The sequence below is a fragment of the Nocardia rhizosphaerae genome (genome assembly GCF_042650365.1).
GTDB classification, from domain to species: domain Bacteria; phylum Actinomycetota; class Actinomycetes; order Mycobacteriales; family Mycobacteriaceae; genus Nocardia; species Nocardia rhizosphaerae.
In genome coordinates, this window is sequence record NZ_JBHSBA010000012.1 from 1 (window position 1) to 18,699 (window position 18,699).

The 18,699-nt window shown below is 65.7% G+C and carries 17 protein-coding genes and 1 pseudogene; 4 read left to right on the top strand and 14 right to left on the bottom strand.

Going from position 1 to position 18,699, the window contains the following annotated elements; all coding sequences use genetic code 11:
* Positions 1-233 precede the first annotated feature (233 nt).
* Positions 234-494: a hypothetical protein gene (locus ACFOW8_RS19965; protein ID WP_378552460.1), complete on the top strand. Its 261-nt coding sequence runs from the start codon at positions 234-236 to the stop codon at positions 492-494.
* A gap of 118 nt (positions 495-612) precedes the next feature.
* Here ACFOW8_RS19965 and ACFOW8_RS19970 read toward each other — a convergent pair whose 3' ends face one another.
* The gene (locus ACFOW8_RS19970; RefSeq protein ID WP_378552462.1) at positions 613-1,077 is read right to left on the bottom strand and encodes a hypothetical protein; all 465 of its coding nucleotides are present in this window, start codon (positions 1,075-1,077) and stop codon (positions 613-615) included.
* A 380-nt stretch (positions 1,078-1,457) separates the two neighbouring features.
* On the opposite strand from ACFOW8_RS19970, the gene ACFOW8_RS19975 reads away from it, so the two are divergent.
* Positions 1,458-2,450 carry a hypothetical protein gene (locus ACFOW8_RS19975; RefSeq protein WP_378552464.1) on the top strand — a complete coding sequence of 331 codons (993 nt, stop codon included), beginning with the start codon at positions 1,458-1,460 and terminating at the stop codon, positions 2,448-2,450.
* Entirely contained in the window at positions 2,443-3,903 is a 1,461-nt protein-coding gene (locus ACFOW8_RS19980; RefSeq protein WP_378552465.1) for a hypothetical protein, read from the top strand. Before ACFOW8_RS19975 ends, ACFOW8_RS19980 begins: the two co-directional genes overlap by 8 nt.
* Positions 3,904-4,105: 202 nt before the next feature.
* On the opposite strand, the gene ACFOW8_RS19985 is transcribed toward ACFOW8_RS19980, so the two are convergent.
* From ACFOW8_RS19985 to ACFOW8_RS20005, 5 genes are all read right to left on the bottom strand, one after another.
* Positions 4,106-4,690, bottom strand: a complete 585-nt coding sequence (locus ACFOW8_RS19985; RefSeq protein ID WP_378552466.1) for a hypothetical protein — start codon at positions 4,688-4,690, stop codon at positions 4,106-4,108.
* A 393-nt stretch (positions 4,691-5,083) separates the two neighbouring features.
* Positions 5,084-5,437, bottom strand: a complete 354-nt coding sequence (locus tag ACFOW8_RS19990; protein ID WP_378552467.1) for a DUF6086 family protein — start codon at positions 5,435-5,437, stop codon at positions 5,084-5,086.
* 205 nt (positions 5,438-5,642) lie between these two features.
* Positions 5,643-5,954, bottom strand: a complete 312-nt coding sequence (locus tag ACFOW8_RS19995; protein WP_378552468.1) for a hypothetical protein — start codon at positions 5,952-5,954, stop codon at positions 5,643-5,645.
* A gap of 35 nt (positions 5,955-5,989) precedes the next feature.
* Entirely contained in the window at positions 5,990-6,262 is a 273-nt protein-coding gene (locus ACFOW8_RS20000) for a hypothetical protein (RefSeq protein ID WP_378552470.1), read from the bottom strand.
* A gap of 76 nt (positions 6,263-6,338) precedes the next feature.
* The gene (locus ACFOW8_RS20005) at positions 6,339-6,689 is read right to left on the bottom strand and encodes a hypothetical protein (RefSeq protein WP_378552472.1); all 351 of its coding nucleotides are present in this window, start codon (positions 6,687-6,689) and stop codon (positions 6,339-6,341) included.
* A 409-nt stretch (positions 6,690-7,098) separates the two neighbouring features.
* Here ACFOW8_RS20005 and ACFOW8_RS20010 point away from each other — a divergent pair, with 409 nt between their 5' ends.
* Positions 7,099-9,039: an N-6 DNA methylase gene (locus ACFOW8_RS20010; protein ID WP_378552474.1), complete on the top strand. Its 1,941-nt coding sequence runs from the start codon at positions 7,099-7,101 to the stop codon at positions 9,037-9,039.
* Between the two features lie 22 nt (positions 9,040-9,061).
* On the opposite strand, the gene ACFOW8_RS20015 is transcribed toward ACFOW8_RS20010, so the two are convergent.
* From ACFOW8_RS20015 to ACFOW8_RS20050, 8 genes and pseudogenes are all read right to left on the bottom strand, one after another.
* The gene (locus ACFOW8_RS20015) at positions 9,062-11,314 is read right to left on the bottom strand and encodes an AAA family ATPase (protein WP_378552475.1); all 2,253 of its coding nucleotides are present in this window, start codon (positions 11,312-11,314) and stop codon (positions 9,062-9,064) included.
* Positions 11,311-11,892 carry a hypothetical protein gene (locus tag ACFOW8_RS20020; protein WP_378552476.1) on the bottom strand — a complete coding sequence of 194 codons (582 nt, stop codon included), beginning with the start codon at positions 11,890-11,892 and terminating at the stop codon, positions 11,311-11,313. Before ACFOW8_RS20020 ends, ACFOW8_RS20015 begins: the two co-directional genes overlap by 4 nt.
* Positions 11,893-11,902: 10 nt before the next feature.
* Positions 11,903-12,250, bottom strand: coding sequence for a hypothetical protein (locus ACFOW8_RS20025; RefSeq protein WP_378552477.1), 348 nt, complete (start codon positions 12,248-12,250; stop codon positions 11,903-11,905).
* Positions 12,247-14,739, bottom strand: coding sequence for an AAA family ATPase (locus ACFOW8_RS20030; protein WP_378552478.1), 2,493 nt, complete (start codon positions 14,737-14,739; stop codon positions 12,247-12,249). The genes ACFOW8_RS20025 and ACFOW8_RS20030 overlap by 4 nt, the downstream gene beginning before the upstream one ends.
* 562 nt (positions 14,740-15,301) lie before the next feature.
* Positions 15,302-15,469, bottom strand: a complete 168-nt coding sequence (locus ACFOW8_RS20035; protein WP_378552515.1) for a hypothetical protein — start codon at positions 15,467-15,469, stop codon at positions 15,302-15,304.
* A 316-nt stretch (positions 15,470-15,785) separates the two neighbouring features.
* A pseudogene (locus ACFOW8_RS20040) lies at positions 15,786-15,908 on the bottom strand (hypothetical protein); the annotation flags it as partial.
* A gap of 13 nt (positions 15,909-15,921) precedes the next feature.
* The gene (locus ACFOW8_RS20045; protein WP_378552480.1) at positions 15,922-16,386 is read right to left on the bottom strand and encodes a YncE family protein; all 465 of its coding nucleotides are present in this window, start codon (positions 16,384-16,386) and stop codon (positions 15,922-15,924) included.
* A 49-nt stretch (positions 16,387-16,435) separates the two neighbouring features.
* Complete coding sequence (locus tag ACFOW8_RS20050; RefSeq protein WP_378552482.1) at positions 16,436-18,673, bottom strand: 3'-5' exonuclease; 2,238 nt, start codon at positions 18,671-18,673, stop codon at positions 16,436-16,438.
* Positions 18,674-18,699: the final 26 nt, after the last annotated feature.

Below are 18,699 nucleotides of genomic sequence, written 5' to 3' on the forward strand. Positions count from 1 at the left end.
ACCCGGAAGCTAAGGCCACCTGCGCCGATGGTACTGCACTCGACAGGGTGTGGGAGAGTAGGACACCGCCGGACAAACTGTTGCGAAAGGCCCCCAGCTGATGCTGGGGGCCTTTTTTGCGTGGGATGACGGCGATTCCCCAGAACTGAGGCGCGAGTATTTCAGAAACCCTCGGCGGTCCACGCCGGTCAGCGTAGGCTCGCGGAACGCTGATTCCACTCCGAGAGGTCCCCATGAAGCGCGTTCTAGCCACTGCTGCCGTCGTCGCCGCCACAGTGGTGGCACCAGCCCAGTTCGTCATCGCAGGTGCAGCTTCCGCCGCACCGGTCTCGGGACTGCTGACAGGCAGCTCCGGGACCCTGGCCGACGTGGCCAACCCTGCGATCGACCTCGGCTCCGTCGAAATCCCCCTCGACGGCTCCTGCTCCCCGAGCCCGTGCCCGAATATCCTGAGCTACCTGCTGAGCGGTTCCAGCGAGGATAGCTCCGAGTAGACCCACGGTGCGGAGTTGAGGCTTCGCTGTGTCCGGGGTTCGGGCGGCTCGCACCACTGCGTGCGAGCCGTCCTTGTTTCCGTTCTCCGTCAGCGGTTGGCCGCGGTTCGACTCGGCATCACGGGTTGGGTTCCGCAGTCCGCAACACCTGCAGCAGCCCATGCACCGCGGCTTCCTGCCCGGCCGACAGCGGATCAGTCGCGAAGTGCATCAGTTCGTTCCGAACTTTTCGCACTTGCTCGACCAGCTCGATCACCTGACTCTGATCCAGCCGCCACCCCAGCTTGCGCCAGCTCGCCGGACTCTGCAGCAGATGCACGTACCCACCGAACGTCAGATGTTCCGGCTCGCTCACAAACTCCCGCCGGCTCTTCGGCGCCGCCGCCTTGTAGTCCTCGGCATGGTGATCCGCGCCGCCGCCGCAATCGGTTCTCGGCCTCCTCGATGAGCACGAACGGTTTTGCCAGCGTGCCGAATTGGCGAGTCGTGTCGGTTCTCTGTCACCGGCTCCGCTACCCGCTCCGCTGCCACTGCTTCCGACCCGAACCAGCCACGCATGCCACGCACGACCGTCCTCACCCATGCCCCGATCCTGCCCATCAGGCGAGATTGTGGAACACGCGATCTACCAACATAGTTCAGCGGCCAAACCACCGCACCGACTGTCCTCCGCGACGGCCGAGCGATCCCGACGATGCCCAGGTGTGCCGATGCTCTGGTCGTTGTCGCAAATGAGCTGCGTCGCTCCCGGCCATGACGTGGTACGGGTGTCGACACCCGAACGTTCGGATCGCGCACCATGACAGGGACTGTCCGATGTGGAACTGGCTGCCTATCAGAACAGTTCACCAGCTCGTCTACGATTCATCCGGTGATAGCGCGAGCCGGTACTCCATGCGATGTGTCACAACTGGTCGATATCCTCCGATACGCAGTCGGACTGAGACGATCTCGGAGGGTGCGATGGCAGAACAGCTCACGGTAGGTAGTGCCAAGGAAGGCATTGGCAGGACCGTCGACGGCATCGGGAAGGCCGCGCGAACCGCGTCGACCCAGCTCGTCGGACAGGTCGGCAGTGTCAAGGACGCCGCCAGAGGCAGAGTCGAGAAGCTGACTGTGAAAAAGCCGGACCCGTACGAAGTGGCCGTGGCGGAATACAACGGCGCCTTCACTGCGATGGCTGACCGTGGTCTGTCGCTGCTGCGTCAGCGCGAACGGTCGACCGACTTGATCGAGCTGGTCGAGCAGTTGGTGAACAGCATCGCTAACACTCCGAAATCGTTCGACACCGACTTCGACGAGGTCGAGGTGCATCGGGCGCGTTTCCTGAACGCGGAGGAGTTCGCCCAGAAGGAGCTGGAAGCAGCGCGTCTGTCAGCGTCCGGCGCAGGCGCGGGGTTCGCGGCGGGCACCGCGGTAGCGGGCCTGGGGCCGTCGGCGGCGATGTGGGTCGCCACTACCTTCGGGACGGCGTCGACCGGCTCCGCGATCTCAACCCTGTCCGGTGCCGCGGCCAGCCAGGCAGCACTGGCGTGGCTCGGTGGTGGTGCGCTGGCGGCCGGTGGCGGCGGCACCGCTGCCGGGAGCACCTTGCTGGCACTGGCGGGCCCGATCGGCTGGGGTATCGCGGGCGCAACCCTGCTCGCGTCGATCGCGCTGTTCGCGAAGAAGAAGTTCGAGAACCGGGAGGCCAAGCACGAAGCGCTGCTTGCGATCAAACGAAACACCGCCCTCGTCAACGGTATGGACGCGCAGATCGCGGACCTGCTCCAGCGTACGACCTCGCTTCGCGAAGGTCTCGTCCAAGGCTACGGCGAAGCACTGGTGCATTTCCGTGCCGATTTCCACGCGCTCGCTCCCGCCGAGCGGCTGACACTCGCTACGTTGGTGAACAACACGAAGTCCTGCGCGGCCATGCTGAGCATGCGCATCGAACAGGACTCCGACGGTGAGTGATGCTGCCGAGCTCGTCACGAGCACCCAGGAGCAGGCACTCGCATCCTGGGTGAGCTATCTCAATCAGCTCCGGATTGATAATCTCCTGAGCTCGCTCTGCCGACAGGACCAGAACCTTCAGGACGCACTCACCAGCGTTGACGAAGCCATGGGAAGGATCGACCTGGAGGTGGTCGCCGCCAACCGCGGCGGGCAGCGCGGGATGCACGGCTTCATCGCCGAGATAGCGGAGGTCGGAATCGGCAACGCCCGCAGGCTGATCGCCGGTCACGAGGCAGACTATCGGTGGGTCAACGACAACGGACCCGTCGACCTGATGCGCGGAAGTGTCGAGATCCAGCAGAAGTTCGTCGCAGCGGGCGGTAGATTCTCCTTGAGCGCGATCGCCGAGCATTCCCAGAAATACCCCGAGTACGTGCCCAATGGTGGCATGTATCAAATCCCCAGCGATCACTTCGAGATGATCCAGCGGATGCGTGCGTTGTCGCATGGCGAGGCGAGCAAGCTGCTTTCCCGCGGCGGCGATGGACCTTCCCTGCGAGACTGGCAGCGGGTCCAGACGTTCTTCCAGGACGGATCGGTCGGGATCGAATCGCTCGAACCCTCGACGCTCAGATACGACGAGGTGCAGCGCGATGTCTACGCCTCGACCATGGCGGCGGAGAAGGACTCGCTCCGTGCGACGGATCGGTCCCTACGCGACGATGCTCACCAGCTGAGTCGGCCGACGCTCCGTGAAGGTGGCACGGTCGCTTTCACGGCTGCCGCGACCGCGGGCGGAACTGCCTTCGTCCTGGCCGTGTTCGCGAAGCGCCGGGAAGGTAAGAGGCTCAACGAGTTCAGTGGGCAGGACTGGCAAGATATCGCAGCCGATACCGGCGTCGGTATCGGCAAGGGCGGTGTCCGCGGCCTGAGCATCTATGCGCTCACGAACTTCACCGCAACCTCTGCGGCGGTCGCCAGCTCGATCGTCGCCACATCGTTCAGCATCGCCGAGCAAGCGAACAAGCTGCGCCGCGACGAGATCGATGAACTGGAGTTCATCGAGAACTCAGAGCTGATCGCCTTGGAGGCCGCGGTACGCGCACTGTCCTGTTTCGTCGGCCAGGCAGCCATCCCTATCCCGATCCTCGGCGCCATCATCGGCAACACGGTCGGCACTGTGATGTACAAGGCGGTCGCGTCGTCGTTGACGAAGCGCGACGCAGCGCTGATCGAGCGCTATCTCGATGAGCAGCGTGCGCTCGACGAGCAACTTGCCACCGAATATCAGGCGCTGCTGGCCAAACTGGACCGGGGCATGTCGAACTACCTCGGATTGCTCGAGCGAGCCTTCTCTCCTGACGTGCAGGTCGCGCTCGCCGGATCGGTTGAGCTGGCGGTCACACTCGGAGTGGCATCGGACGAGATCCTGGATTCCGAGGATAAGATCGACGCATACTTTCTCGACTAGCGAGGCACGGCAGACGTTCGTCGTGAGCTGTCTCGGCTGAACGGCGAGCGGCGGTGTCGCTGGGCGAACTTCACTACATGGCACGCCGTGCGCGTCGGGTCGGCTCTGTCGCGGTGATCGGTGGGTTGGCTGGAGTCCACCGCGGACCTGTAGGCAGACTGCGCGGTGGACGGCGAAGGTCGTCAGATCGGCAGGCCTGCTGCTACCGGTCGGGCAGCCGACAACTCGTGAACTTCTCGCCCGCGTCCGTGGTAGCGCTGGTAACCGTACCGCCCAGTGCCTGCGTGACGAATCGGAGCAGTTGATGCTCATCGACGCCACTCGAACCTGCCCGGTTGACAGCGTTCAGCAGCAGGTGCGCGATCCGATCCGGCTCGTTGTCCCACTCATCCTTCTCGTAGCCGAAATCGACTGTGATACCGAATTTTCCGCGGATCTCGGCGGCCAGGGTGGCGATCGCGTCGAATCTGGTTGCGCCGGGTCGTAGACAGTGCAGGCCCGGTCCTTCGGGATACCACCGGCAGCCCTGTGGCAGGTCCTCGGCGATCGCGCCGAGGTCCGCCTCGTCGTTGCTCCAGTCGAAGAACAGGGTGAAGGCGTGCACCTGTGTGCCGCTCGCATCGACGAACACGAGGTCACGCGTGATCTCGAACCAGCGATCGGGATCGATCAGCTTGGCGGCATCGAATGCGGCGTAACGAATGTCATCGACCACCGCTTCCGCGCCGGTGGGGACACGGACGAGCCATCCGCCCTCGGTGGGAGTGATCGTGGCAATCGTAGGCACGGGTGTCATCGTCGCATGTCTTTGCCGACGGTTCTCGTAGACGCGTGGGCACGAACCACAACCATGAGGCGGCGTCGCGATGGCCGCCTCGACCGCGTCGGTGACACGATGGCTTGCTGCCAGTGCCGCGATGATCTCCTCGGTCAGGTAGGCGATTCACCTGCGGATGCTGGTCAGGGTGCAAACGATCCCGTAACCGTTGAGTTCTCGAGCAGCAGGTGACCTCGGAATTGCGCTGGTCGACGTCGCTGGGGCAGCGGGTTCGCACCCGGGCGCGGGCAGCGGGACGAGTTCGCGCGAGCTGGGTTGCTTCGGCCTGGCTGCGGGTGGCTTCTATGACGTCGCCGACGACCTTGCCCGCCGCTGGATCATGCTGGCCGGGCGTGGCGAGTGCTACCTCGGCATTCCGATACTCGTCGCCCAGGCGATAAAGACTTGCTCGTCATTCGACCTCGGCGTCGGCGGACGCCCGCAGTAGTTGAGGATGTTGACAGCCGGCCCAAGTGTTGCCCCCAACATCGCCTTGAAAGCGGTGTTCTGCGATGAGAAATATTCGTTGAAAACTGCCAGCGTGGTCTCCTCGAAGATATCTATATCTATCTCGTACATATCGCCGGCGACGGCTGTGATTCCGGTCATCAAGTTCAAGACCGAGCAGATGTCGGTGTGCATACGAACGAACAGATCGCCCACTCGCAAAGACGGACTCCATACCGTCTGGTCGTCGACATCGAATACGTAGCTCATTACGCCCACTCTACGATAATCCGGACACGGGATTCTTGGTACGCATGTTCTCCCACCGCTAACCGGAACTTGGGGTCTGCCCTGAATTGCACAGGCAATTCCGGTTCCTGGTGATCCGCGTTCTATCGCTGCTGGTAGCGAGGTTGTGGATGGCCGTGGTGGGTCACTGAACCGTCGGTAGGATCGCTTGCTGCAACGATCAGCACTATCTGCAGCCTATAGCGTCGATGATCCACACCGCGATCCACACCGGCGCCCACATTCCGCACGTCAGAATGGTCAGGACGAGATGCAGGCCATGGTTGGGTCCGCGTCGAATGTTGACGAACCCGCCGCCGCTCATATTGTTTTGCGTGACATTGACAACCGGCATCATCGGCTGGAACTGTGGCTGCGGATAGACCGGCCGCGGCGGTGCGAAATTCGCCGGGTCGGGCAGCGCAGGCGGATTCGTCTCCGGTGCCGTAGGCGGCGGGTACGCGGCAGGCAGCGTGTCGTTTTCGTAAGGCTGTGTCATGAGAGTTTGCTCCTGGAGAGAACGGGTCAGGGTTGTCAGCGGGCGATGCCGCCGAGCACGGTCAGCGGCGAGCCGTTGCGCCGAGCGAGTTCGGCGAATGTCGGCGCATCGGCGACCCTGGCGGGGGTGATTCGGTGGATCCGCACATTGAACGGTGCGAAATCGCCGACGGCGGCCGGGGGCCTGCACAGCAGGGAATGGGTGCGAACCCGCACGCCGTCGCGAACGACGGCGACACCGAGCGAGCAGATGCTGCCCCTGGCGGGGTTGGCCGTTTCCACATCGAAAGCGGCGAAGGACAAGATCATCGGATCTCCTCCACGGGACACGAGGCGTGCGGGATCGCGCCGGACAGAGCTGGCCCGGCGTCGGTGGATTGGGTGGTCAGCGCTTGCGCAGGCGGGCGAGCCTGCGACGCAGGCGGGTGAGAGCGGTCAGCAGACGTCCGGTCGCAGCGGGCGTCGCCGGTGCGGGGTGGGCGCCGAGGCGGGCCGCGAGTTCGGCCGGTGTCGGGATCGGGTCGCGAGTTTCGGGAACCGCTAGCGTGATCGGTGCGCGTCGAGCGGTGCGGGCGGCGGTGTACTGCTCGATGGTCGTGCTGGTGAGGTGCCATCCGTGGCACGTCGAGCACAGATAGCTGCGCACCTCGCGTCGCCGCGGGTCGCGAGAGGTGTGCAACGCGCCGAGGACCAGCTCTGCGTCCGCCTGCGTGAAGTACCTGCGCTTGCCGTGCAAGCACCGCGTCGTCGGAGTCCGCAGCGATGTACCGCGTAGCTGGTTGCCGTGGCGCACGGTGAGCGTGCGGGCAGCTCGGGTACGCCGCCGACGGTGCCGGGTCTGTCGGTGGGTGGACCTACGCTCTCCTGTCGCGCGGCATGGCGAATAGCGGCCGTGTAAGGCCGTTCGGGAAGTCGGGGATCGGCGTGGAGGGTGATGCGTCCCCACGTTCGACGTGAAGCTCCGCCGATACCTAGAAGTACACATTGCCAATCTGTTGTTAACAGATTGGCAATGTTTTCAATGCCGATCCCGGTTGGCGACATGATGAGGGTGGTAGATCATGTTGAAAACATCGTCAACAGTGCACCGTGCTACTTTTGCTTTGACGACCCGCGCCGCTGCGTGTCGGTCGAGAGGGAGGCTCATGTCGGACTCAACACCCACCGTCGCCGCCGCCGAGATCGCCCGGCTCGCCGGCGTCACCCGGGCCACCGTCAGCAACTGGCGCCGCAGGCATGCGGACTTCCCGGCGCCGGTCACCGGCGGTTCCGAAGCGCGTCCGTTGTTCGATCTCGGCGAGGTGCAGACCTGGCTTCGTGGCCACGGTGTGCAGGCTGCGGACTCTCCGTTGCAGCGATTGCGCACGCTGCTGCGCATCGAGGTCGCCCCAACCGCTGTGCCGGAGCTGATCGAGACGGTCGACGGCACGGTGCGCAAGCCCACCGCCCTGCAGTCCGCCGTGCGCGACGCCGTAGTGGCGACCGACCTCAGGCAGGTGCTCGACGTGCTCGCCGAGCGTGGACTCGACGCCGTGCCGACCACGGGTGTGTATGCCACCGAGCGGCCGGTCGCCGCCCTGATGGCCGATCTCCTCGCCGCGTCGGCAACGCCGGTGAGCGTGCTCGACCCGGCGTGCGGTAGCGGCACCCTGCTCGTGGAGGCGGCCAGGATCGGCGCCACCTCGCTCGCGGGCCAGGACGTCCTCCCCGTGCAGGCCGCACGCACCATGGTGTTACTTCGCTCGTCTCTGCCGAACACGAAGGTCGACGTCCGCGCCGGCGACAGCCTGCTGGCCGACGCTTTTCCCGGCATGGAGTTCGACGCTGTTCTCGCCAACCCGCCCTATGCGCAACGTGATTGGGGGGCCACCGAGCTGGCTCTCGATGTGCGCTGGGAGTACTCGGTACCGGCGCGCGGTGAATCCGAGCTGGCTTGGGTTCAGCACATGCTCGCCCACTTGCGGCCCGGTGGTTTCGCCATCGCCCTGCTACCTCCCGCGGTGGCGGCACGAACATCGGGCCGCCGCATCCGTATGGAACTGTTGCGGGCAGGCGCACTCCGCGCGGTGATCGCACTCCCGGCGGGGGCCTCGACGCCCCGGCAGGTCGGATTGCAGATCTGGGTACTGTGCAAACCCGACTCCGCGCACGCCGAGTCGGTGCTGTTCATCGACTCCGCGCGTCTGTCCGGACACGGTGCGGCGCAACAGGATTGGTCGGTCCTGGCCGAACGTGTCGTCGATTCGTGGCGCGCCTTCGACCACGGTGACACCGACGCGGCGACGGTCGCCGACTTCGCCGCCGTCGTGCGCATCGTCGACATTCTCGACGATGACATCGACCTCACTCCCGCCCGTCGCGTCCGCGCCGCCGTCGACCCCGTGGGTGTTGCCGCAGCCGCACACGCGGCGATCGACCTACTCGGTGAACACCTCGCCGGCTTGCGTGCCGTCGCCGACACCGTCGCTGACTGGACCGCCACGAAGCCCACAGCGCTGCACACTGCCACCGTGGGCGACCTCGAGCGCGGCGGCGCGGTCCGCCTGGTCGCGACCACAACCGAGGCCGCCGCCGCCGACGCGCCGCAACGTCCGGTCCTGTCCGGGCGTGACCTGCTCTCCGGCCGTGGCCCTTCCGGCCTCACCACGGCGGGCGCGTCTCTGCCCACCGAACTGATACGTGAGGGTGATGTCCTGGTCTCGCGTTTCCGTGACGATCACGGCGCGGCTCGAGGTGCCAGGGTCGCCGACGGCGCCGATGTGGGAGCCGTCCCCGGTGCCGGTGTGATCGTGTTCCGCACCGACCCCACCCGCATGGACCCCTGGTTCTTCGCCGGCTTCATCGGCAGCCCCGACAATGCCGCCGCGATGTTCGGCTCGACGACGATCCGCCTCGACCCCGCCCGCCTGCGCATCCCCATCCTGCGCCTCGACGAACAACAGCACTACGGCCGGGCCTTCCGGAAGCTGCACCTGTTGCGGGTGGCGGCCACGCAAACGTCCGAGGCCGCGCTGCGGGCAGCGGAATTGATCGGCACCGGATTGACCGCGGGTGTGCTCGCACCGACTACGGACGGCGGCGCCTGACGGCGTGCCGTCGCGCGTCTGCTCACTGCGGGTCGGCCCAGCAGAGAAATTCTTTCGCGGTGAACATGGGTTTGCCGTACTCGGCGGCTTTGCGGCCCTTGCCGGACATCGTCCCGGCCTCCGCGCAGATCAATGCGTCGCAGCGCTTCTTGGTCACCGACGCGACGGGCTGCAGACCGCATCTCTCGGCGAGTGCCTCCAGATCGCCACGAGTGACCTCGCGTCCCGCGTCATCGAGCACGGTGCCGGTGAAGCATATTCGGGCTCCCGGGATCAGGACGGTGGCGATGTCGGCGGCCTCGCCCACGATGTCGGGGTCGATCAGCTGGCAACCGAGGCGGTTCTCGACGTCTCGAAGCAATGCTGTCGACTCGCGGTCCAGTGGGCCGCCACCCGCCTTCGCACGAAGGTCGTGGATCAGCACGTCATTTGTGGCGCCCGGGTGGAAGCAGTCCGCCCTCCCACCCCGCGTGAGCAGGTATCCGCCGCCGTGGTCAACAGTTGGGAACACCTCGACGGTCTCACCCATATAGGGGTGGGTGCTTCGGGCGATATCGCGGACGGCCTTGGCGCGTTCCAGTGCGGTTCCTGCCGCCGATCTCGCTATGTTCTCTGCTGACACGCCATGGGTTTCGAGCTCTACTCCCAACGGCATGGTGACGACGGACCCGTTGCGCTTGAACTCGTAGTCGACATCACGCAGCTGGCGGTCGATGTCGACTCCGACGGGCACCCGCCCGGCCAGCCGCGGCGCGAGCGCTGCCCACGCCTCGGTCAAGAGCGGGGCGAGCCGCACATCGATGGCGCTGATCCCGAATTCCGTTCGGGCGGTTCCGAGATCCCGCGTGGGGTTGATCAGTGTGGTCAGCTCCAGCCCGTCGTCGGTGACCACCGCGAGTTCGACCGGTCGCGGACGCCACATGCGACCCTCCTCGCCGACCACGCAGACAGCGAGATAGGCGTTGCCCACCGATCGTGCGCGCGGGCGCCCGGCGAGCAGGAACCTCCGTATGCGATGGTCGGTCTTGAGGTCTCGCGGCTGTACTGGACGCCGCAACACGAGGCCGCCGAGTGAGGTGCATCGGCTGAGGGCGACATATAGCTGGCCGTCGGCGAAGGTACCGCCACTGAGGTCGACGACTACACGGTCCAGTGTTTGACCCTGGCTCTTGTGGATGGTGATCGCCCACGCGAGCTGGAACGGCAGCTGGGTGTAGGTGCCGACGATCTCGTGCCGCAGCGTGGCGCCCTCGACGACAGGCCGGGTGATCTCCCAGGTGTGAGGACCGACCTCGACTTCCTGGCCGGTGGGGAGGAGCACCCGGGCGACGGGTCGGCCCTGGTCGATCCGGTGCGCGGTGATGCGACCGATCGTGCCGTTCACCCACCGGTCCGCTGGATCGTTGGTGACCAGCATGATCTGGGCACCGACTTTGTAGGTGAGCTGTTCGGCGACGGGCAGCTCGAAGCCGTCCAGCTCACCCGCGGTGATGCCGCGATGGCTGAGCTCGGGTTCCGGCAGTAGCGCCAGCGTTTCTCGGTTGCGCGCGGCGGCGATCGGATTGGTGGTGGTCAGGGTCAACCAGAATTCGTCGATCGGTGGCCGGAAGTCGGGCTCGGTGCGGGCGTTCAACTCTTGGCGTGCGGCGTCCAGCAACGCCCCTTCGCGGACATCGTTGAGGAGTTCGACCATGCGGGTGTCGCCGATCTGCCGGAAAACCGTGGTCAGTTCGATCACCGGGAAATGGTCGAAGGCGTCGGCGGCGAAGAAGTACGGCGACGAATAGCGCGTCTGAAAGAACTCCTTCTCGCCCTCGGTGACCACCGGCGGCAACTGAAACAGGTCGCCGACCAAGACGACCTGCACGCCGCCGAACGGGGTGCCGGGTTTCGGTCCGAACCTTTCCAGTGCGACGGCCAGACAATCGAACAGATCGGCGCGCACCATCGATGCCTCATCGAGAATGAGGGTGTCCAGGTTGCCGAGTGTCTTCGCGAACCGGCGCGGGGAGTACCTCGCCGAACGGACTTCGTCGAGGGTGGTCCCGGCGTGAAATGAGAACAGCCGGTGGATCGTGTATCCCTCGACATTGAGCGCCGCGATCCCCGTCGGCGCGGCGACCACCACGCGCCGGGGCGTGGTGGCGAGGAACTGACGGACGAGCGTCGACTTGCCGGTGCCCGCCCGCCCGGTGAGGAAGACGTTCTCGCCGTTGCCGAGGCGGGTCAGGCCCTCGGCGAATTCCGGCGTGATCGTGAGTGGACGGCCCGTCACGCGGGTGGTTCCGGCTTCACTTGAGACGCGAACTCTGCCGGAAAATCGGTGATGGCGGCATCATTCAGATCTGGAGGCATGATCCACGGGGTGACTTGCGTCTTCGGCGACACCGTACGGCGCAGCCGTTGTTCGTCGGTGAACAACCAGGCCGACCACACCGCGGCGGCGAAGTCGGCGACGGCCAGCGCGCGATACCGCGGCTCATCTCCCTCGGGCTGTGCCAGTTCCGGCTCCGGCAGGAAGCGCGGCGTGACGAGCTTGCCTCGCGTGCGACCCGCGTACTCCTGGACGGCGGCACCGATCCGTTCCTGATACCTGCGGGTGAGTGCGATCAACTCGTCGAACACATCGACATGGTTGACGGTGACGAAGGGCAACGGTGGCTCGGACCCCGAGGTCAGGATCACCGAACGGCCGGTCGCGAGAGACCGGACCTTGGTGACATATCCGGGATCGTCGTCGGCCAGCACGACGGCGTTGGTGTGACCGACCGTGGTGGCGTCGGTGCGACTGGTCAGCCATACCGCGGTGGCGTCCGCCGTGGGTTGCCGATCGATGATGGCGAATCCGCGCATCGGGAGCCTTTCACTCGGGTTCCGGGTCGAGCGTCGCCCGGAGCACACGGACGGACTCGAGCAGGTGCTGCACTTCCTGGTAGGTGGGGGAGAGCTGGTATGCGTGGTGATGGCATGCCTCGGACAGCCGGGTCCACGCGTATTGGGCGCGGGCGGCGATGTCGGGACTGTCGTCGTAGGCCACTTCGAGGCAGGCGAGCCGGGCTCGGCCGCTTGCCCGGCCGGGTTCCACACCGCGGGCCTGCAGCAGCTCGCTCACGGTCTGTTCCAGCGCGGTGCGGGTCAGCCAGGCGGCCATCCGATTGCTGTGCGGGGACTTCCCGGTGATCTGAATGGCGGCGAGCTCGAGCAGCGTCATCGGGCGGTCCTTTCGATGTCGTCGACCAGCTGGGTCACCTGGCGTGTAGCCAGCCGGGGATCGACCGCCACAGGGAGTCCGTCGTGCATTTTCGGCCCGACGGTGCGCAGGGCCGCCTTCTGATACTCCGCCCGCGCCCACTGGTCCAGCGCGTGGTTCTCGCGCGGTTCGCCGAAGACGGCGAGCGCCACCTTCGCCCGTGTTGTCGTCGCTCGGTCCCATTCCGTTTCGAGTTCGGTGAGGGAGCGACCCCGCTGGATGTTGTGGCTGAGGTAGCCGTGCTTGGCCGCGGTTTCCACCGCGAAACGCAGCATGCCGGGTAAGGTGCGTCGCATCGCCTCGGGCGGCAGCTTCGCGTTCTCACATTCCAGGACCAGCGCCCTGGCATCGTCGAGGTAGCGGCGGGCCGGATCGGTGAGGGTGGTGATCGACACGGCGGAGTCCTTGCTGCGCGTGACCTCCATGATGGTCGCCGCGTAGTTCCCGCGCCGCACGGCGGCGGGCAGTCGATCGTCGTGGGAGAGCACGATGACCTGCCGGTTCCTGGCGAGTTCGCTCAGCAGGGAAACCAGACCGTCGACCTTCGCCGGATCCATCGCCTGGACCGGGTCGTCGAGAACCAGGAAGCGGAACGGGGATTCGGCCATGGTGGCCCGAGGAAGGAAGAGCGCGAGCGCCAGCGCATGCAGCTCGCCCTGGCTGAGCACGGTCAGCCCGCCCGCCGCGACACCGTCGATCAGCGAGTCGATGCGGAGCTTGCGCCGGTTGGCCGAGCCTTCCAGGCTGAGATCGCTGATCTCGACATTGCTTTCCTGACGCAAGACCGACCAGGCGTGGCGGACACCGTCACGAATGGGCGCCAGCCGTGCGTTGCGCAGCCGAAGGTCGTTGTCCTGCAGCCACTTCTTCGCTTCTGCGAGCTGGTCGATGAGCGGTTTCGCCGCCAGCCACGCCTCCCACCGAGTGCACCAGTCGTGCAGACGGGAGTTCAGCGGCTGCCACCGGTCTTCGGCCTCGGCGAGATGCGCGGTGGCGGCGGCGGTCAGTGCGTCTATCGACTCACACAGGGGGCCGACACCTGTGTCGAGGTGCGTGGCGAGCTGCGTCATCGTCGGCGCCTCGGAGCCACGGGTGATGGCCGCCCAATGCGTCCAGGCCGTGCGCGCGGTAGCCAGCGCGGGTTCGAGTTCCGCTACCGGGCAATGGTCGAGAAGCGCAGGTGGGGAAGTGAGCGCACGAAGCGCTTCGGCATGCGCCAGTTCCATAAACGTGCGTGCGTCGGTGCGCGCGGTCAGCCGCGCGCGGTCCTCGGCGACCGACTCGCGGGCGGCGGCGGCCCAGGTCGCGTCCAGGGCGCCGGTACCGCAGACCGGACACGCCATGTCACCGTGTTCGGCGTGCACGGCCAGCGCCTGCTCGAGCAGGTGTGTGGTAGCCGACCGGCCCTGGTCTGCCGTGTTACCCAGCTCGACCAACAGGTCCACACCCTCGCGGAGTCGTTTCGCGATAGCGCGGGCGCCCTCGACGTCGACCGGCGAGCGCAGGCCGGTGAGCTCGCGCAGCCGGGCCATCCGACCACCGTCGGCGGTTTCGTTCTCATGCAACAACCCCCGTAGCTTTGCGATGTCGGGTGCTGTCTTCTTGAGCAGCGGAGCCACCGCGGCGGCACGGGGATCGTCGAGCGCGGCTGCCGCCTCGGCAAGCTCGCGCCGCAGCTTGCCGAGCTCGTCCCCCGGGGCCTTCCGTTCGCGGTGCCGAGTGGCGATGCGGTTGATCGCGGTGGTGAGCTGCTCTACTCCCAGTACCCGTGAGATGGCGTCGTGCAGGTCGCTCGGGGTGCCGTTGAGCATCGCGCCCAGCTCGTCATAGGACAGGATGGGCCGGAACCGCTGCAACGGGCCGTCCCACCCGAGATCGCCGCGCCCGTCGTGCATCTTCTCGCCGCGCCGCTGGGTTCGGGTGCGGTGCCGATCCACCTCGGACTCGTCGTCCGACCATTCGATCGCGACGGTAACCGGTTCGCTGCCTTCCTCCACCAGCTGCACGGCGATGCGCGCGGTGTCGTGGTGGAGATTGCGCCACTGCTCGCGCCACTGGGTGGACTTCTTGCCTGCCCACCGGAAAGCGCTCGCGGTGAGCGCGAATTCGAGTGCCTCGGAGATGCTCGACTTTCCCGACCCGTTGCGACCGGCCACGATGGTCAGGCCGGGTTCGGGGCGCAGGTCGAGCGTGGTGGCCGGACCGATGCCACGAAAACCTTCGACCCGCACGGAGGTGAGGAAGGTGCCGCGGGCTTCGTTCCCGGCCGCGTCGAGTGCCCGCTCCGGGCGGCTGAGTCGTCCGGAGCCGCCGAGGAATTCGTCGAGGGCGTCGTCGCCTTCGAGCGCGCTGAGGATCAGCAGCCCGACGTCATCGCTGAGTGCGGCACTGTCGAGCTGTTCGGCGACCCACGGTGCGAGGTCCATGGTGTCGGTCCCGGGATCGTGCATGCCAGTGAAACCCTTCTCGTTGGAGTGACGCAGTGGGTTGAGCTGTTGTGGGGTGGGGTGCTGCGGACGCGGTCCGGAGACGGCTGCAGGGCGTTGGCGTCGGGAAGATGACGCTGCCACGACTAGACGTTAGCAGTAGGATGTCAAGCCTGCAATAGGTTAACGATGTTTTCAGTTGATCCCGGTTCGAGCTGTCTCGGATGCGATGTCGTCAGCGTGCGCCAGCTCGAAGTCCTTCGGCGGCGGCAGGCTCGCCAATGCCTCCATGGCTGCCGCCCGGTCGGACCCCCCGGTTGCCGATCGTTAGTGGGCCTTCGGAATCGGCCTTCTCAACAGCGCCGCCGCCCCGCCCGTCATGCAAGAATGATACCGACTGGAATCGATACTGAAACCGATTCGGCACGAGCGGATTACACCCTCCCAGTGAAACGAAACCGCTCGGCTTGATGCGTCCCGATTACGGATTGGCCAGCCTTCGCCGGTCGGCCGGGATCGATCCTGGCGGCACATCGAGTCGGGCGGACTGAGCGAGAACAATGGTCGGCGCCAACGCGGCGGTCGTTCACCGATGAGCGATCACTTCGATCCGGCCGATATCAGAATTGGTCACGTAGAGGCGGTGCGTGGTTGGGTCCACGGCGGCTCCCCAGGTGGTCGAACCGTATTCGGTCGACGGGGTGACGCCGGAGTCGCGCTCGGCGGTGAGCTTGCGGCTGCGTGTATCGATCATCGACACAGTTCTGAACGCCAGGCCGGTGAGATAGACGGTGTGCTCGGCCGGATCGATGACGGCCGCGTAGCCGGTCCCTCGTTCGCCCCGCGAGACGCTGCCCGTCAGCGTGCGGCTTGCGGTATCGACCAGTGAGACCGAGTGCCCATTGAAGTGGGTTACGGTAGGCGGTGTCGGTGTGCGGGTCGATCGCGATGTGCGCGGGGCGGTGTCTGACCTGGAGAGTGGTGCTGACGGTGTAAGTTGTGGGGTCGATGATCGAGACGTCGTCCCCGTTGACGACCCACAGGTGGTGCGTGTTCGGATCGACCGCCAGGCCGCTGGGAAGGCCGTTCACTGGAATCGTTGCGCGGACGGTTCGAGTGATGGTGTCGATCGCGGTCACAGTTCTGGAGAAGCGATTGGCGACGTAGGCAGTGCTGCGGGCCGGATCCACCACGACTGCGCTGGGGTCACCGTCGAATTGGATTGTCGCGGTAACGGTGTTGGTATCGGGACTGATAACCAAACAGCCGGCCAGCCCCGTTGCCGCAGACCAGGTAGACGAGATGGGTGACTGGGTCCACCGCGATCGACTGGGGCCCTTGTGGAAACACCTGGCTCACCGGAATGTCGGCGGTGACGTCCCGGGTGCGGGTGTCGATCACCGACACTGACTGCTGATCGGTGAAGTCTGCGAAGTGGGCGACATATGCCCTGTGCGTGCCGGGATCGATCGCAACGCTGCGCGGGTCGTCACCCACGGCGATTGTCGCCTCGACTCGGTAGGGACCAGGACCGATTCTGGACCCGCCGACGGTAGCCGGGTCGGTGGTCGAGGGTGCGGCAACGGTGGTGGTCGTCGGTGGCTGGGTGGCCGGCTTCGGTGTGCTGCAACCGGAGAGCGAAACCGTCACCGCGACCGCCACGCCGAGCACCGCGACGAGCTTTGTGTTAGAAAGCGTTTGCCGAAGTCTATCGCGAGAATCACTTCTTCAATAGTTCGGAAAGCTGGCCACTCCATGTCACCACCAGCTGATCGCGCGCTCGGCTGGCCGCCACATAGAGCAGCGAGCGCTCTCGCTGCTCGGCCTCGCTGAGTTCCTCTTCGGGCACACCACGAAGTTGGTGCTGTGACGGCACGTGGTCGCGATCGATGCCGGCAAGAACCACGCATCGGAATTCCATTCCCTTGGACCGGTGCATGGTGAGCACTTGGACGTGCCCTGCGGTCGGCAGGTCGTCATCGAGGACCTGCGCGGAGACGCCCCGGTCCTTCAGGGCGCGAACCAGGAGATCGCGTTCGCGGGCGCCGCGAGTGAGGACCGCGATGTCCACTGGGGAGATGCCGTCTGCGATCCATTCGCCGAGCTGATCGGCGATTGCCGTCAGTTCTTCGAGGAGCGAAGCACAGGGGACCAGTCGTGGCGCGGGCCCGAGGCGGGCGGAGGTGTAGCCCGCGGTCGATTCCTCGCCTTCCTCCAGATCGCGATAGGTCGCGCCTTCGAGGATGCTCACGGCGAAATGCAGGTTCTGCGCGGTGGTTCGGTAGTTGAGGGTGAGTTTGTTCGATCGTCCGCCGCGGATATTGATGCCGAGCCGACTGAGGACTACTGGTTGGCCGTAGATCCGCTGATGCGAATCTTCAGCGATGAAAAGATCATTGGGCCCCTCCTCGACCAGCGCGCGGAGCAACGCCCAGTGAGTGGCGTGCAGGTCCTGGGCCTCGTCGACGATCGCATGATCAGCGACGGTGTGACCGGTGGATTCGGCTCGCCACTGCAGGTCCGCCGCGGCCAGGGCGAGGATCTCGGGAAAACTGACGCGACCCGCGCCGCGACCGATCTTGCGGTACTCCTCGATCAGCTGCCACACCGCGGCCCGCTGCGGTCGGCTCAATCGCACGCCACGTCCAGCGCGTGGGACTTTCAGGTACTCGGCTTGGGTGGTGATTCGATTCCCCAGAACCACGCTGACATATTCGGCGGCGAGGAAGGCGGGATGCTTCAGCCGTGGATCGAGCGTGTTCTGTACTCCGGCCACCACGTCCGACCAGCCGAAGTCGGCGTTGACCGTACGTCCACGTCGGGTCGAGGTTCCGGGACCGAAGATCATGGCGAACGCCTCGTCGCAATCCTTGTTGCGTCGCAGATGCGCGGCCGCGAGCTTGTCGATTCCGGCGACGTAGATACCGCGGTCGCCGGGCTCCTCGGCGATGGTGAGGGATGCGTCGAGTGCCTGCAGGTCATCGAGTAGTGATTTGGCGAGAGTCTTGTTGTAGGTCGTCAGCACGATCCGTGCATCCGGATTCTGCTTGGCGAGGTAGCGGGCACGGTGCAGTGCGACCACGGTCTTACCGGTACCGGCTCCGCCCGAGAGCCGGAAGGCGCCCCGCTGATGCTTCTCGACGAACCGGCGCTGGTTGGGGTGCAGGAAGGTCCGCCAGGCTTTGAAATCGCCTTCTTCGATCACGCGGCGGAGCTCGTCGTTGTCGTCGACCAGGGTGAACTGCATCTTGGTGGCGGGATGTTCCAGGGCGGCGAGAATCTGTTCGTTCTCGTCCAGGGTTTCGTCGACCGGCCGCTCGGTGAAGCCGAGCGTGTCGCGAATGTCGTCGATGGAACGGCCGACCGCTAGTTCGAGGATGGCATTCTGCTGCCAGGCCACCTCGGTGGTTTGCGCCACAGCGAATACGCCGTCCTGATCGGGCGCCGTGAGCACGTCACTCGCCAGCGTCTCGTCGAGACCGAGACGGTCGGTGAGCTGTTCGAGGACGTACCCGGCGTGGCTCAGGTAGCCGACAGCTGGTTGTGCGGCCATGGCCGCGAGTACGCCGAGGGGATCGGGCACGACCGATCGCTTCTTGCGATCGGCGTTGCCGTCGAGTTCGCCGACGATGCCTTCGAGTACGCCGTTGACGGGATTGACCCGCAGGGTGGACTTCTCGGCCAGCTTGTTGGCTACGTCGTGCTTCCAGGTACCGAGGTAGATGTAGGTGGCGTCGCCGAATTTGTCAGCGATGCGGAACATGAGCGCTCGGTAGTTCAGGTCGACACGCCCGGTGCGTACTCGGGGATCGGCTGAGCCCTTGATGGGTTCGATGTGGAGCCCCGGGGCCGTATCGTCCGCGCGGACTTTCTCGAAGAAGTCGTAGACCTTGTCTTTGACCGATCCGTCGAGCTTCGGCATCGACTTGTTGTTCGTCGCCAACACGACGGTTGCCACGGCACACCTCAGTTCCTTCGATCGGC

Bases quoted from the DNA above. Each gene is read 5' to 3' on its own strand.
- ACFOW8_RS20010 (WP_378552474.1), top strand. From the start codon at position 7,099: ATGTCGGACTCAACACCCACCGTCGCCGCCGCCGAGATCGCCCGGCTC.
- ACFOW8_RS20035 (WP_378552515.1), bottom strand. From the start codon at position 15,469: ATGATCGATACACGCAGCCGCAAGCTCACCGCCGAGCGCGACTCCGGC.
- ACFOW8_RS19965 (WP_378552460.1), top strand. From the start codon at position 234: ATGAAGCGCGTTCTAGCCACTGCTGCCGTCGTCGCCGCCACAGTGGTG.
- ACFOW8_RS20030 (WP_378552478.1), bottom strand. From the start codon at position 14,739: ATGCACGATCCCGGGACCGACACCATGGACCTCGCACCGTGGGTCGCC.
- ACFOW8_RS20020 (WP_378552476.1), bottom strand. From the start codon at position 11,892: ATGCGCGGATTCGCCATCATCGATCGGCAACCCACGGCGGACGCCACC.
- ACFOW8_RS19970 (WP_378552462.1), bottom strand. From the start codon at position 1,077: ATGGGTGAGGACGGTCGTGCGTGGCATGCGTGGCTGGTTCGGGTCGGA.
- ACFOW8_RS20025 (WP_378552477.1), bottom strand. From the start codon at position 12,250: ATGACGCTGCTCGAGCTCGCCGCCATTCAGATCACCGGGAAGTCCCCG.
- ACFOW8_RS20000 (WP_378552470.1), bottom strand. From the start codon at position 6,262: ATGATCTTGTCCTTCGCCGCTTTCGATGTGGAAACGGCCAACCCCGCC.
- ACFOW8_RS19995 (WP_378552468.1), bottom strand. From the start codon at position 5,954: ATGACACAGCCTTACGAAAACGACACGCTGCCTGCCGCGTACCCGCCG.
- ACFOW8_RS19990 (WP_378552467.1), bottom strand. From the start codon at position 5,437: ATGAGCTACGTATTCGATGTCGACGACCAGACGGTATGGAGTCCGTCT.
- ACFOW8_RS19975 (WP_378552464.1), top strand. From the start codon at position 1,458: ATGGCAGAACAGCTCACGGTAGGTAGTGCCAAGGAAGGCATTGGCAGG.